The sequence below is a fragment of the Butyricimonas sp. RTP31003st1_G1_RTP31003_210430 genome (assembly GCF_040920905.1).
Taxonomy (GTDB): Bacteria; Bacteroidota; Bacteroidia; order Bacteroidales; family Marinifilaceae; genus Butyricimonas; species Butyricimonas paravirosa.
This window is the reverse complement of the sequence record NZ_JBCOSQ010000095.1, coordinates 1-14,554: the sequence shown is the minus strand read 5'-3', so window position 1 is coordinate 14,554 and position 14,554 is coordinate 1. Positions and strand designations below refer to the sequence as shown.

Below are 14,554 nucleotides of genomic sequence, written 5' to 3'. Positions count from 1 at the left end.
GGTGAAGCCCGTGTCCCGTTAGAAGTGTTTGCGGCAAAGAATCCGGATGAAGAGATCCGTCGAACGAGCAGTTCCGGCGGGGTATTTACTGCACTGGCAGAGACGGTTCTGAATGAAGGAGGCGTGGTGTTTGGTGCTAGGTGGAACGAGCATTGGGAAGTTGTTCATGATTACACGGAAACTTGCGAGGGACTTGCTGCTTTCCGTGGTTCTAAATATGTGCAGAGTGTTGTTGGTGATACATTTAAGCAGGCGGAACGGTTCCTTAAAGGAGGGCGTAAAGTCCTTTATTCCGGTACTCCTTGTCAGATTGCCGCACTAAAGAGGTTTCTTGATAAGGATTATGAGCATCTCCTCACGGTTGATTGTATTTGTCATGGAACTCCTTCACCCGGAGTATTCCGTTGGTATATGGGAGAACAACTTGCCAAAGTGATTGGTAAGGATGGTTACCGTTTTGTTCCTTGTCCTATTCCTTTAATTCCCCAAGTAGATGTCCTTGCCCGTGAGGAGGGATGTCGGATTGAAGGTATACGTTTTAGAGATAAAAAAGAGGGTTGGAAGAATTTTAGTTTTGCTTTCGATCTCACGGTAGGGATATCCTCTACCCAAGCAAAGGCGGTTTCGTTTTCGTACCCGCTTCGTAAAAGCTCGTTTTTGAGTGGATTCCTGAGTAATCTTTATTTGCGTCCGTCATGCTATGCCTGTCCGGCTAAAAATGGGAAAAGTGCTGCCGATATTACTCTTGGCGATTACTGGGGGATAGCTTCGTTGATGCCTCAACTTGATGATGACCGGGGTATTTCTGCCGTCCTTGTCGGGACTCCTAAAGGTCGGGTTGCCCTTGAGGCAACTGCGGTGGAGCTGTACCCTGTGCCTTATGAGGATGTGCGTGGCAAGAACTCCGCCTTGACGAATTCTTGTGCCGTGCCAATCGGCCGCTCCGTGTTCTGGACTGCCGATAGCAAAAGTTTTCATCAGAAGATAAAAGATATATGTAGAGTCTCTTTTGCGCAAAGGGTGAAACGTAAATTCCGGGCGGTGTTACGAATGTCGGGTGTTAAACGGTAATAATACATGAAAATAGGAATACTTACACATCCTCTGAAAACGAATTACGGGGGCTTGTTGCAGGCGTTTGCATTGCAGAAAGTTTTAATGGATATGGGGTATGATGTCTTGACCATAGACAGGCATGCTAAGGGTGGGTATAAAAGCTTCCCGCATCATTGTGTAAATTACGTGAAACGCTTGAAAGAATATTTTTGGGATAAAAAAGAGGTTTCTATTCGATGGAATCATTTGGTTTCCGACGGGGAGTACCGGGAAATATCCCGGCATACCCAATCTTTTGTAGACCGGAATATTCGTACGACCCGAAAGGTTTACAATAACGAATTGAAGGATATAGATAAAGAATATTTATTTGATGCGTATGTTGTCGGGAGCGATCAGGTTTGGTTACCGTCATATTGCCCCGGTTCGTTTTTGGACTTTGTGGACAGGGACAACGTGGTCAAATTATTTTACGCGGCATCCTGTGGAAAACAGTCGTTTGCCGTGGATGAACGGTTGAAAGAAGAATGCAAAAAATTGGCACGTACATTCCGGGCTGTTTCCGTGAGGGAAGATTTCCTTGTGAATTTGTCGGAAAATGTGTTGGAAAGAACTGCAACCTTAGTTCTCGATCCGACGATGTTGCTCCGTCCGGCAGATTATCTTCATGCCGTTCGTCCATCGGTTAATAAATCCCCGATCGTTTTTTCCTATATTCTGGATAGGGATGAACGTAAGGTCGATATTGTTCAGGCTGTTTCAAAGAAGCTTAATTTACCGGTAGAGGAAGGAAATGTTAAAACCTATTATATAAAAAGCGGAAGGTGTGATATCAATGACTGCGTATATCCCTCTGTTGATTCTTGGATAAATAAATTAAACCGTTCGGAATTTGTTGTGACCGATTCTTTTCACGGGGTGGCATTTGCGATCTTATTTAATAAACCGTTTATCGTTATCGGGAATAGGGAGAGAGGGTTAGAACGGTTTATATCCTTATTGAAAATGTTCAATCTGTCGTCCCGGTTAATAAAGAACGTTGAGTGTGTGAGGGAGTTAATGGAGACTCAAATAGATTTTGCGCCTGTAAACGCCAAGTTGGAGGCGATGCGTGCTGTTTCTTTGAATTTTTTACGAAATGGACTTGAACAATAAAATTTTATCTATCATAGTTCCTGTGTATAATGTGGAACAATATATCTCCGCATGCTTGGATTCTTTGTACAAGCAAGGCGTGGATGAGGGATTGTATGAAGTCGTTGTTGTAAATGACGGTACGCCTGACCGTTCCATGAATATTGTGAATCAATACGCCTCGGAACATACTAATATAAAAATCATCCAGCAGGAAAACGGTGGGGTTTCAGTGGCAAGGAATAATGGAATAAAGCATGCTGCGGGGAAATATATTACTTTTCTGGATGCTGATGATGAAATTTATCCCGGTATACTGGAAAATGTGTTTGAATTTTTGGAAATAAACGTGCCGGATGTGTTGGTCATGCGTTCGATAAAACACTATATAAAGGATGTCGTGCAGGAGTGTTACCGGTGGGATCATCTCTTTTCAAGCGGGGAATACGGTACGGGATTGGAGATTTTTTCAAGGGGATATACTCGTTCTTCTGTATGTGGGGGCGTGTATTTACGGGATTTTATAGTTCAAAATCAAATCCGGTTTCCTGCGGGAATTAAGAATGGGGAAGATGCGATTTTTTATTGTTTGTGTGATTTGTGCTCTGCGAAAACCCAATTCTTTGATATGAACTTTTACATGGTGAAAGAACGGGTAAACAGTGCGTCCACGACGTTTTCCAAAAGACGTTTGGAAGAAACGACAGCTTCGTTGGATTATATAAAAAAATTATTGCTGGATGAGCGTTTTCAGGGAGAAACGGGACAAAAACGCTTGTACCATCGATTATATGGTTTTTTGAGTATGCTGATTTATAATACGGTGTGTACACGGAATGTAGATTATAATTTTTTGTCAGAGGAACTTCAGATGGGGAAATATCTTCCTATACGGTATATACCCTCGTGGAAAGTTTGGATACTTAATGCTTTCCCGTATTGTTTTTACTTGTCTTCTGTTGTTAAGTATCAGATTCTAGCTAAATGGTTCAGAGTTTTATAATTTATAGTTCGTTATTTATTGTGATTTTATTCTTTGGAACGATGTATTATCGGGCTAAAAAATATCATAAAGGGAATGGACAGTCAGAAGTTTGTTTTTGGTTTCCTATATTGTTCTTTGCTGTTATTATCGGCTTGAGGTATGATGTCGGAACAGATCATGTCGGATACATTCATGATTATTTGTACGGAACCAATCAACAATTTGAAATAGGTTTTGCTTGGTTGATGGATACCTGTAAATCCTATCATTTGCATTTTGCTTATTTCTTTGGGATATTGGCGTTTATTCAGATTTTTTGTTACTATACTTCTTTTAAGCGCCAGTCATTTTTGTTGCCGTATTTGGGGTTGATGTTGTTTGTGTCTAATGAATGGTTCTTTTGGGTAAATGGAATTAGGCAGGCTACAGCCATGTGTATATGGCTTTTGTCGTTAGAATGCTTTAATAGGCGAAAATACGTGTGGATGGTGGTATTTATGGCATTGGCGATTACATTCCATAAGTCTGCGGTGATTTTGGTGGTTTTATATCCTTTATTGTTTCTGAGAAAAGACTATTTTTCAAATATAAAGGTGCAAGTGATTATTTTTATATCCGTGTTTGTCGTACGGATGTCGTTGGAGTCTGTGTTTTTGAAAATAGAACCACTTATTAGCTTTTATGCTATGAAAATAGGGTATGATAGTTATTTGAATCGAGATTTATTCTCCGATTCAATTTCAGGTGGAAGTGGTATTTTTGATATATGGAAAAATTTAATTAATCTTAGTATTATCCTGTGTTCAACTAAGATGAAAATGTATTTTAACGACAAAAAATTTATTACGATCTATACATTATTCATCATCGCCCTTATCACCAAGAATATTTTTCCGGATAATATAGTCGTTCTGTCTCGCCCGTTTAGGTACTTCTATATTTTTATCCCCATCATGTGGGCTTATTTTGCCTACTATTTGAAAACGAGCTGCTATAATAAATATAATAAGCTGTTATACTATATAATGCTGAGTTCTATAATCTTAGCTTTTTATATTAGTATTACCTTGTGGACGAAAAATTCACACTTGTTGTATCAATTTTATTTTGACGTCTTAAAATAAATTTTTTCTGTAGCCTTTTATGCATATATTGTACGTAACAAATGATTGGTACGAGTCTGCAGTACATCGTAATCTGGTGTTTGCAATCGCTCAGTGTAGGGCAGATATGTGTATATCTGTTTATGTCCCTCTGAAAATTTATGAAACGGTTGATATTGATAAAAATTTACCTGATAATGTGAAAGTTTACACGTCTTTCGTGCTTCATAATCGCCATAAATTTCTTTATAAATCGAAGTTGCGGGTGTTATTAAAAGATGTGCAAGAAACAATTCCGGATATACATTCGGTTGATCTGGTACATAGTGCAACTCAATGTCTAGGAGGGGGGGTAGCTTTTGTGTTGAAGAAGAAAACAGGGATACCTTATATTACGGCAATCAGAGATACAGATGTGAATGTGTATTACCGTTTTTTAATTTGGCAAAGAGGGGTATTTCAGAAAATTCTTGATCATGCTGATTATGTGTTGTTTATTTCAAAGGTTTATGAGCAGTATTTCTTTAATAATTGTATACCCGAACGGAAAAAACAATCTGTTATGGCAAAGTCTGGAATGTTACAGAATGGTATTGATTTAGTCTATCTTTCCAATCGAAAATATCATTACCATATATTTCCTAAAAAACTGGTTTTCGTTGGGAACTTTTCAGAGAGAAAAAATATTCATGGTGTGATCGAGGCGGTAAAATTGTTACGAGAGAAGGGGTATAACCTGACGTTTACTGCAATAGGGCAAAAGGCGAATGACCTGACCCCGTATAATAAACTCATGAATGAGTACCAAAGGCGTTATGAATGGGTGGAGTTGAGATCCCGGATGTCAAAACAGGAATTGGTGGAGCATTTGAAAGACTACGATATATTCACGATGGTTTCACATCATGAAACATTCGGGCTTGTGTATATAGAGGCGTTGTCTCAGGGATTGCCTATTTTGTACACGGAAGGACAAGGTATAGATCGGTATTTCGAGGAAGGAACCGTGGGGTTTCATGCTAAATCCGGGTCGGTCCGGGACATTGCCGATAAGTTGGAACAGATAATCAAGAATTACTCCAAACAGGTTGAGTATATAAAACAACTATCCCTTGATGAATTTAGGTGGAGTGAGATTTCCAAGAAATACATAGAGCTTTATAATAAAGTGAAGCCATTGCTTAAATAATTGCTAGACAGGAAATAATATTTCCTGAAATTAAATAACATTCAATACATGAAACTTTTATATATCCATCAGTATTTTAAGACACCTGAAGAACCGGGGGGAACCCGTTCCTATTGGATTTCCCAAGAGTTGATAAAGCGGGGGCATCAGGTCGTGATGATTACAGGTTCAAATAAGAATCATCCCGATTCTGCCATAGAACACGTTGATGGCATAGAAGTTCACTATATTAAGAACGAGTATAATAATTACATGTCGGCTTTATCCCGGATAAAATCGTTTATTTCGTTTATGTTTAAAGCGATCGGGGAAGGTTGCAGACAGAAAGATGTGGATTTGGTGTTTGCGACGTCTACTCCATTGACAACCGGGGCCGTGGCTATTGCATTGAAATGGCTGAAAGGGTGGAAATATGTATTTGAAGTCAGGGATTTATGGCCGGAAGCACTTATTCAGGAAGGCGTGGATAACCCGGTTGTTGTGTGGGCGTTGCGCCTGCTCGAAAAGATGTCATACGGAAAGGCGGAACACGTCATATCCCTGTCTCCCGGCATGGAGGAGGGTGTTTTGAAAGTTGGTATTTCTAAATCAAAGAGTACGATGATTCCCAATATGGCAAAACCGGATAAATTCTATCCGAGGAGCCCGTCGCCGGAAATTATGGCAAAGTTTGATATTGATATTCATAAATTCAATATTATTCATTTTGGTTCAATGGGAGCGTCCAATGGTTTGGGATATATCGTAAATGCGGCGAAGGTGGTACAAGAACGGGGGGCGGACGATTTGAACTTCATATTTCTCGGTGACGGATCGACGCAACCTATGTTAAAAGATATGGTAAAGGGGTATGGGCTTAGGAATGTCCAGTTCCTCGGTGATCACGGAATGGAGGTGGTGTCTGAAATTGTAAATTGCTGTGATGCAAGTATTGTTTCGTTTAATAATGTACCGATCCTTGCGACAAATTCCCCGAATAAATTGTTTGACTCGTTATCAGCAGGGAAGCCCGTCATTGTAAATTCATCGGGATGGACTAAGGATTTGGTTGAAAAAGATAATTGCGGATTCTTTGTTGACCCCGATAACCCGAATGATCTCGTGGATAAATTGCTAGAGGTGAAAGATAATAAAGAGTTGCTTAAACAATGGGGTGAAAATTCAAGGCGGTTGTCATTGGAGGTGTACGATAAAAGCCTTCTTTCGGCAAAAGTGGCAAACGTTTTGGAAAATGCAATAAAATGAAAGAGCTCATGGAGTTTATAAAAAAGTATGCGACGCCTTTTTATTTGTTTGATGATAAGGGGTTTATAGCGAATTATCAACATCTTTGTAAGGCATTTCAGGATATTTATCCGAATTATACGCTTGCGTATTCTTATAAGACCAACTATATGCCTCATGTTTGCCTGTTGGTGAAACGGCTTGGAGGATATGCGGAGGTCGTTTCGGATATGGAGTTGACATTGGCTTTGAAGATCGGTTATTCGCATGATTTTATCATTTACAATGGTCCCTGTAAAGGGGTGTTAATGGAAAATCATATTCTATGTGGAGGGATTTCCAATATAGATAGTGTTGCTGAGGCGGAACGGGTGATTGCGCTGGCAAAGCATCATCCTGACAAGCAATTGAAAGTAGGTTTGAGGATAAATTCTGATATAGGGGCGAACTTTATTTCACGTTTCGGCCTTCAAATAGATAGTGAGGATATTCAGCAGGTTGTGGATGAAATAAAACGGCAGCCGAATCTAAGGCTTGTCGGCCTTCACATGCACGTTAGCCGTGCGAGGCATTTGTCGGCTTGGCAAAAAAGGATAGATAATATCCTTTATGCGGCAGACAAGTATATAGACGGAATACCGGAATATATTGATCTGGGTAGCGGTATGTTTGCGGATATGGAGGATTATTTGAAAGAGCAATTTACAATAGAGGTCCCGACTTACGAGGAATACGCGCGGGTGGTGGCAGGGACGATGGCAAAACATTATGGGGCTTGTGAGAGTAAACCGATTCTGTTCACGGAGCCCGGGACGACAGTTGTTTCAAGGTATTTGTCCCTCTTCACGTCTGTAATCGGGTTAAAAGTTATTGCCAGAAAGCATTATGCGGTTGTTGACAGTGATTATCACCATGTGGGGGAGACCGGACACATGATGCGGTGCCCTTACACGGTGATTGAGGGAAATGATGCCGGGGAAGTATTGGCGGCCCCGGTCGATGTTGTCGGTTATACCTGTTTGGAACAGGACATTCTCATGAGGGAAATGCCTGAAAGTCTGTCTGTCGGGGATGTAATACAGTTCAGGAATGTGGGAGGTTATTCTATTGTTTATAAACCTCCGTTTATCCAGCCGAATTGTCCTGTCATGGCATTGACGGAAGAAGATGCGGTCGTGGAGATAAAACGTGCGGAAACATTTGATGATATTTTTCAAACATTCAAATTCGAATAAGAAATGGGAAAATTAAGAGATATAACGATTTTAATGTCTGCAACAAGTTCTCCGTCAATGCCCGGAGAGTACAAGAGCCTGAAAAATAACGGGGAACGCCGTATAAAGGTCGTTGGTGCGGATATGAGTTCCGATCCCAGTGCAAAATATATCGTGGATGTATTTTATCAGGTTCCGCCTGTCGATGCCCCGGATTATGTAGATGTAATACTGGAAATTTGTAAAAAAGAGCATGTCGATATATACTTTCCAAGTATATCCGCCGAAGTGACAAAGGTGGCGGAACGCAAGGCTGAATTTGAAGAAATTGGGACGATATTGTCTATTTCGAATCTTGAGTCGGTAAACATAGCGAATAATAAACTATATGCTTATCGGGAATTGGAGAAAGCCGGGATTCCGGTTCCGAGGTATTATGCTGTCCGTTCCGTGAAAGATTTTATTGAAGGATGTAAATACATGGGATACCCGGAAAAGCCGATTTGTATTAAGGTGGTAAACGGTAGCGGTAGCCGGGGAGTAAGGATTATTGATGCCAGTAAGTCTCGTTATGAGATTTTTGCATACGAGAAACCGAATAGTTTTTATACTTCATACGAGGATATGCTTGCCATTTTGGAGAGTGCTTTACGGCTTGAGGAAATGATGTTGGTGGAGTATATGCATGGCCCGGAGTTTACGGTTGACTTGTTGGCTGAAAGAGGGAAAGTCCTGTATATTGCCGGACGGGAAAACGTGGTCAGCCTGATGAGTATTGCTCAGGAGAGTGTAATCAAAAAGGATGTGCATGCCTATCAAGTCGCTTCGGACATCGTGGAACTGCTGCAAATGGATGGAAATGTCGGCTTTGATTTTATGAGGAATGAAAAGGGGGAAGCCGTTATCATGGATATTAACCCCCGGACGACGGCGACTTTATCCCTTTTGGCGGCAGGGGGATTGAATCTTAGGTATTTAAGAATTAAACAATTGTTGGGAGAGACTTTACCTCAGGTTGAGGTGGTGTATGGGACACGCATAAAGCGTCGTTACGGTGAAATCTTTACAAATCCTAATGGGGAAAAAATAGATTTTTGATATGAAAAGGCTATTGGTATTTGCGCCGCATCCTGATGATGAAATCTTGGGGTGCGGGGGAACGATAATAAAAAATATTCAACAGGGGAATGAGGTGTACGTGTGTGTGGTGACAAGGGGATATCCGCCTTATTTTGACATTGAACGGATAAATAAGAATGTGGAGGATGCAGTGGCTTGTCATCAATTCATAGGTATAAAAAAGACTTTCTTCCTGGATTTTCCGGCAGTTCAATTAGAATCTGTCAATCGGTTTGATTTGAACGGAAAGGTATTGGATGTGGTCAAAGAGGTTATGCCAGATGAGGTGTATATCCCGCATTATGGAGATATGCAGAAAGATCATAGTGTGGTTGCTGATGCATGTATGGTGGCTTTGCGCCCGAAATATAAGCCGCAAGTAAAAAGAATCTTGGGATATGAGACGATGTCGGAAACGGATTGGAATACTCCCAACGTGCAGAATGCATTTATACCGAATGTTTTTGAAGATATAAGTGATACGCTTGAGTTGAAAAAGAAAGCCTTGTCTTTTTTTAGTCTGCAGGTAAGTCCGTTCCCCGATGCCCGGTCGGAAGGGGCGATAGATGCATTGGCCAAATATAGGGGGGCTTTGATGCATTGGAATGCGGCGGAAGCGTTTATGCTTATCAGAGAATTAAAATAATCCTGTATGTATAGGTGTGTTAAGCGGGTGTTTGATTTTGTTTCAGCATTATTGCTGTTGGTCGTGTCCAGTCCTTTGCTTTTCGTTTTGGCGGTATTGGTCCGGCTGAATCTGGGTTCTCCTGTCTTTTTTACTCAAGAGAGAACCGGTAAAAAAATGCGGCGTTTTAAATTGATAAAGTTTCGAACCATGACGAATGCTTGTGATTCTTCCGGGAAACTTTTGCCGGATCATCAGAGAGCCACGAGATTCGGACGATTCCTACGCTCTTCTTCTTTGGATGAACTACCCGAATTGATCAATATTATTAAAGGTGATATGTCTGTTATCGGGCCTCGCCCGTTACCCCCCAGATATGATAGCTATTATTCTGAATATGAGAAAAAACGTTTCGACGTGAGGGGAGGGTTGATTACTCCCGATTCTGTTGACAGGAGTCCTATCATACCTTGGGATAAGCAATTGGAATATGAGGCCAATTACGCGGAAAGGGGCGGTTTGTTGTTGGATTTAAAGATCATGGTGGGGGTGTTCAGAATTCTTTTCAAGCGAAATGCAACGGGGTATGGCAGCTTTGAACGGAGGCCCTTGGATGTTGAACGCGGCAGTATTAAAGGGGATTAAGACATGGTGGTTGATTCCGGCGTTTTTTGTCGTGGCATAGGTGATAATGTTATCAGGGAGATAAAATAATAAATTAACTTTTGGGAGGCTTGCTCTCAATAATAACACGTGTTGACATGAAAGATATTGCAATATACGGGGCTGGCGGATTCGGCCGGGAAGTACTTACCTTGGTGGAAGAAGTGAACCGGGATAGAAAAGAATATAATTTTATCGGTTTTTTTGATGACGGTAAGAAAAAGGGGGAGGTTGTTAATAATTACCCGGTCATTGGGAATGTTGACGTTTTAAATAGTTGGGAAAACCCTCTTTCTTTAATTATTGCCTTGGGGAATCCGGGAATAAAGAGGACCGTTTTTGAGAAAATCCATAATTCAAATTTGTCTTTTCCCTCTTTAATTCATCCTTCTGTGTTGATTGGTGATAGTCAACGGGTAAAGATTGAAGACGGTTGTATTGTATGTGCGGGAAATATTCTCACAGTGAATATTGTCGTCCACAAGTTTGTGATTTTGAATTTGGGTTGTACCGTGGGGCATGACACGGATATCGGGGAGTTTTCTTCTTTTATGCCCTCGGTAAATATATCCGGGGACGTGGTTATAGGCAGGGAAGTTTACGTGGGAACCGGAGCTAAAATAATAAACCAGTTGTCTGTGGGGATGGGTACGGTTATCGGTGCGGGTGCTGTGGTGACGAAATCCTTACCGGAAAGGTGTACTGCCGTGGGGATTCCCGCAAAAGTGATCAAGTAAAATAATATTCCATTTGAGACGTTTGTATAAGAATATCCTTGGAGACGTTTTTATACAGGTATCAGCGTAAGATATTGATGTAGTGTAATGAATAATAAACGAATTTATCTTTGCCTTGCACACATGTCAGGTAAAGAACAAGCTTTTATCCAGGAGGCTTTTGACACGAACTGGGTGGTACCTTTGGGGCCGAACGTGAACGGTTTCGAGGAGGATTTAAAGAAGTTCGTGGGTGATAACAAGGAGGTGGTCGCCCTCTCTGCCGGAACGGCGGCGATACACCTTGCGTTGCTGGCTTGCGGTGTCGGAAGTGGTGACGAGGTGATCGTGCAGTCGTTCACGTTCTGTGCCTCGGCTCATCCCGTGACTTACCTGGGGGCGACCCCGGTTTTCGTGGACTCGGAACCGGATAGTTGGAACATGGACCCGGCGTTGCTTGAAGAGGCGATAAAGGACCGAATGGCTCAAACGGGTAAGAAACCGAAAGCGATAGTCCCGGTTTATCTTTACGGGATGCCGGGGCGGGTAGATGAAATTATGGCGATAGCGGATAAATATGAAATCCCGGTGATCGAGGACGCCGCGGAAGGGTTCGGGAGTCGTTTTGACGGTCGTGTCTGCGGGACATTCGGGCAGTACGGGGTGTTGTCGTTCAACGGGAACAAGATGATCACCACTTCAGGCGGGGGAGCCTTGATCTGCCCGGACGATGAGGCGAGAAAGAAGATCATGTTTTACGCCACGCAGGCACGGGAGGCTTATCCTTACTACCAGCATGAAAAGATCGGTTATAACTACCGGATGAGTAATATCTGTGCGGGAATCGGTAGGGGACAGATGACGGTGGTTAACGAGCATATCGCCCACCACAAGCACGTGCAATCGTTGTATCGGGAATTGTTCGGGGGCATTGAAGGGATAACCCTCCACGAGAACCCGTCTCCCCGTTATGATAGTAACTTTTGGCTTTGCACGGTCATGTTTGCCCCGGATTTACACGTTAAAGGTGAGGAAAATATTTACGAGCAGACCGTTTGTGAACCCAATTGTAACGTGGAGGCAATGCGGGTAGCGTTGGATGTTGCCAATATTGAGAGTCGTCCGCTGTGGAAACCGATGCATTTACAGCCCATTTATGTAAATAACCCGTATTACGTTAATGGGATTAGTGAATCATTGTTTCGATGTGGTTTATGTTTACCAAGTGGTCCGTGTGTTACTGATGATGACGTAAGGTATATTGTAGAACAAATTCGACAGAATTTATAATTAGGAAGAGGTGAAGTTTTGAAAAGGATATAGAAGTAATATTATTCTTGAAAAAGGGTATAACGAAAGTGATTTACACTTTCGTTATACCCTTTTCGTTTCTAGATGTTTTGCCGTAGAGCGTTTTACCGTTAAAAAGGTCATTTTGCGAGATATAAAAATAATCGTTATGAAAGAAACGAATGATCAGACGAGAGGTCTCATGCGAGACTGTTTTTTTGTACGTCAGGGTGAACGTAGGGAAAGGTGTTTTTACTCGGAGATATTGTACGTGGAGGCTTCGGGGTGTTATTGTTATATTCACCGTCGGGATAAGCCCCGGTTGTCGATTGCTTACCCTCTTTTGATGTTGGAGCCTTTTTTGCCCGTGGATATGTTCCGGCGGGTACACCGGAGTTATATCGTGAACCTTTGCGAAGTGGATGGTTTTATCGGGAAAGCGATCTGTATCGGCAAGAGCGTGCTTCCAGTCAGTCCACCTTACCGAGCGGCGGTCTTCGGGTGTTTTAATTTCTGGGATTTAGGACGGGTGAAAAAGGGGCGAGAGGATAAGGAGATGTAAGGGAAGAATATTTGTTAATCATTCTTGTGGGGTGACCTTATCCCCATTACGCTTTGTATTGTCGGTTTATTTTTTTATTTTTGTTGATAGTAATCAAGAAAGGAACACGTGTATGAAATCCACAAAAGAGTACATAGAGTTGTTGAAGGAGTTTAAAAACAAAGAAGCGGGACATTATGCAATATCCCGTATCGGGATTTTCGGTTCTGTTGCACGGGGAGAGCAAACGGAGGAGAGTGACGTGGATGTGTATGTAGAGTGTCCCCCAATGGGATTGTTTCGTCTTGGAAGCTTGAAAAATACTTTGGAACAATTGTTCGGATGCCGGGTTGATATTGTGCGTTTACGGGATCACATGAACGCTTTTTTGCGAGAACGAATAGAGAAGGAGGGTATTTATGTGTGATAAGCGATGCGAGACATCATTGTTCATCATTATTTCGAGATAGATGCGGAAATTGTTTTTCAAACGATACATGATGATTTGCCGTTGTTGCGGGATGTGCTTCTTCAGGTGCAAGGTGATGTGGAGTTATCTAGAATGTAAAGAGAGTGACTAAAACTTGAGGTGTTTCTTCGGATAAAATTGTAGAGATAAAGTATTCGATAATAAGGGTGTGACGAGAGTGTTAAGGCTTTTGTCATACTTTTTTTTGTTTTCCTATGTATCACGGTAGCTTTGTCATTTAAGTTTTTTGCGGGTATAGATAATTGCATGTGGAGAAAAAAGTCTGTTCGGATGAATTTTCCTGTCATTCGGATGATAAATGAGTGTGTTCGGATATTATGGTTGGTAACGGGCGTTCTGGGGTGTACTTTTGGTATATCAAATTTAAAAATAAAAGATTATGGGTGTATTACAGAACGTGATTAGGGAGATCGGTGACATCGTGAACCGGTTGTCGGTTTCTTCGAAAGAAAAGCAGAAGATTCAGGAAGAGATTCAATCTTTGGTGTATCGTTACAAGAGTGAGCTGGTGCGGGAGCAGTCGGCGGCGGTGGGGGAAGAAGCCCGGGGAAATTGGTTGCAGAGGTCTTGGCGCCCTATCGTGATGTTGGCGTTCGCGTTGGTGATTTTGTCGGGGATGTTCATGGAATCGACGTTGTTGTCCGATAGTTCCCGTTTGTGGGATTTGCTGGAGATCGGGCTCGGGGGATACGTGATCGGGAGAAGCGGGGAGAAGGTGACGGATTGTTTGTTGTCAAGGAAATGGAAATAAAACGGGGTGTCATGGAAATTATTGAGAATTTGTTGTTCGGGGATAACGTGAAGTACTTGCAGTGTTCAAAGTGTAAGGTGAAACTATCTCGTGTGGATACGATTGTTTTACATAGTACGGTTGGGGCCGGGGCGATTTCATCGGCACTTTATTTGGGTCGGCCGGACACGAGTGTTTCCGCTCACGTGGTGGTTGGAAGGGATGCGGAGGTTTTCCAGTTGTTACCTTTTGACGTGAAGGCCTGGCACGCCGGGAAGAGTTTCCATGCCGGGCGGGTGAATCTGAATGATTGTTCGATTGGGATCGAACTGGATAATGCCGGGGAGTTGCAACGCGTGGGGGACCGCTATTATTCGAGTTTCGGGCGGGAATATTCTCCCGATCAAGTGTACACAACGGAAGAAGAGGGGAGGGCGAGATACTGGCATTCTTTTACCGAGGGGCAGTTCGGGAT

At 42.2% G+C, this 14,554-nt stretch carries 17 protein-coding genes; all 17 read left to right on the top strand.

Features of this window, described 5'->3' with window-relative positions; genetic code table 11:
• Positions 1-1,071, top strand: a 1,071-nt coding sequence (locus AB5542_RS19760; protein WP_368243372.1) for a Coenzyme F420 hydrogenase/dehydrogenase, beta subunit C-terminal domain, incomplete at its 5' end; no start/stop codon positions are given.
• 6 nt (positions 1,072-1,077) lie between these two features.
• On the top strand, positions 1,078-2,211 hold the full coding sequence (locus tag AB5542_RS19755; RefSeq protein ID WP_279040836.1) for a polysaccharide pyruvyl transferase family protein: 1,134 nt from the start codon (positions 1,078-1,080) through the stop codon (positions 2,209-2,211).
• Complete coding sequence (locus AB5542_RS19750) at positions 2,195-3,193, top strand: glycosyltransferase (protein WP_279040835.1); 999 nt, start codon at positions 2,195-2,197, stop codon at positions 3,191-3,193. The genes AB5542_RS19755 and AB5542_RS19750 overlap by 17 nt, the downstream gene beginning before the upstream one ends.
• Positions 3,175-4,299: an EpsG family protein gene (locus AB5542_RS19745; protein WP_279040834.1), complete on the top strand. Its 1,125-nt coding sequence runs from the start codon at positions 3,175-3,177 to the stop codon at positions 4,297-4,299. Before AB5542_RS19750 ends, AB5542_RS19745 begins: the two co-directional genes overlap by 19 nt.
• A gap of 106 nt (positions 4,300-4,405) precedes the next feature.
• A complete protein-coding gene (locus AB5542_RS19740; RefSeq protein ID WP_368243370.1) occupies positions 4,406-5,467 on the top strand; it encodes a glycosyltransferase family 4 protein in 1,062 nt (353 codons plus the stop codon).
• Positions 5,468-5,515: 48 nt separating this feature from the next.
• The gene (locus AB5542_RS19735; RefSeq protein WP_279040829.1) at positions 5,516-6,712 is read left to right on the top strand and encodes a glycosyltransferase family 4 protein; all 1,197 of its coding nucleotides are present in this window, start codon (positions 5,516-5,518) and stop codon (positions 6,710-6,712) included.
• A gap of 8 nt (positions 6,713-6,720) precedes the next feature.
• Positions 6,721-7,926 (top strand): alanine racemase, encoded by a 1,206-nt coding sequence (locus AB5542_RS19730; protein WP_279040827.1) that lies wholly within the window; start codon positions 6,721-6,723, stop codon positions 7,924-7,926.
• A gap of 3 nt (positions 7,927-7,929) precedes the next feature.
• A complete protein-coding gene (locus tag AB5542_RS19725) occupies positions 7,930-9,003 on the top strand; it encodes an ATP-grasp domain-containing protein (RefSeq protein WP_279040826.1) in 1,074 nt (357 codons plus the stop codon).
• 1 nt (position 9,004) lies between these two features.
• Positions 9,005-9,670 (top strand): PIG-L deacetylase family protein, encoded by a 666-nt coding sequence (locus AB5542_RS19720; RefSeq protein ID WP_279040825.1) that lies wholly within the window; start codon positions 9,005-9,007, stop codon positions 9,668-9,670.
• A gap of 6 nt (positions 9,671-9,676) precedes the next feature.
• The gene (locus tag AB5542_RS19715) at positions 9,677-10,294 is read left to right on the top strand and encodes a sugar transferase (RefSeq protein ID WP_279040824.1); all 618 of its coding nucleotides are present in this window, start codon (positions 9,677-9,679) and stop codon (positions 10,292-10,294) included.
• A gap of 116 nt (positions 10,295-10,410) precedes the next feature.
• The gene (locus AB5542_RS19710) at positions 10,411-11,049 is read left to right on the top strand and encodes an acetyltransferase (RefSeq protein ID WP_279040823.1); all 639 of its coding nucleotides are present in this window, start codon (positions 10,411-10,413) and stop codon (positions 11,047-11,049) included.
• Between the two features lie 87 nt (positions 11,050-11,136).
• Positions 11,137-12,318, top strand: a complete 1,182-nt coding sequence (locus tag AB5542_RS19705) for a DegT/DnrJ/EryC1/StrS family aminotransferase (protein WP_340278467.1) — start codon at positions 11,137-11,139, stop codon at positions 12,316-12,318.
• A 169-nt stretch (positions 12,319-12,487) separates the two neighbouring features.
• Complete coding sequence (locus tag AB5542_RS19700) at positions 12,488-12,880, top strand: LytR/AlgR family response regulator transcription factor (RefSeq protein ID WP_087419112.1); 393 nt, start codon at positions 12,488-12,490, stop codon at positions 12,878-12,880.
• 112 nt (positions 12,881-12,992) lie between these two features.
• Positions 12,993-13,286: a nucleotidyltransferase family protein gene (locus tag AB5542_RS19695; RefSeq protein ID WP_087419111.1), complete on the top strand. Its 294-nt coding sequence runs from the start codon at positions 12,993-12,995 to the stop codon at positions 13,284-13,286.
• A gap of 6 nt (positions 13,287-13,292) precedes the next feature.
• Positions 13,293-13,427 carry a HepT-like ribonuclease domain-containing protein gene (locus AB5542_RS19690; RefSeq protein ID WP_118304588.1) on the top strand — a complete coding sequence of 45 codons (135 nt, stop codon included), beginning with the start codon at positions 13,293-13,295 and terminating at the stop codon, positions 13,425-13,427.
• Positions 13,428-13,728: 301 nt separating this feature from the next.
• Positions 13,729-14,100 (top strand): 3TM-type holin, encoded by a 372-nt coding sequence (locus tag AB5542_RS19685; RefSeq protein ID WP_087419109.1) that lies wholly within the window; start codon positions 13,729-13,731, stop codon positions 14,098-14,100.
• Positions 14,101-14,111: 11 nt separating this feature from the next.
• Positions 14,112-14,554, top strand: a 443-nt coding sequence (locus tag AB5542_RS19680; RefSeq protein WP_368243368.1) for an N-acetylmuramoyl-L-alanine amidase, incomplete at its 3' end; no start/stop codon positions are given.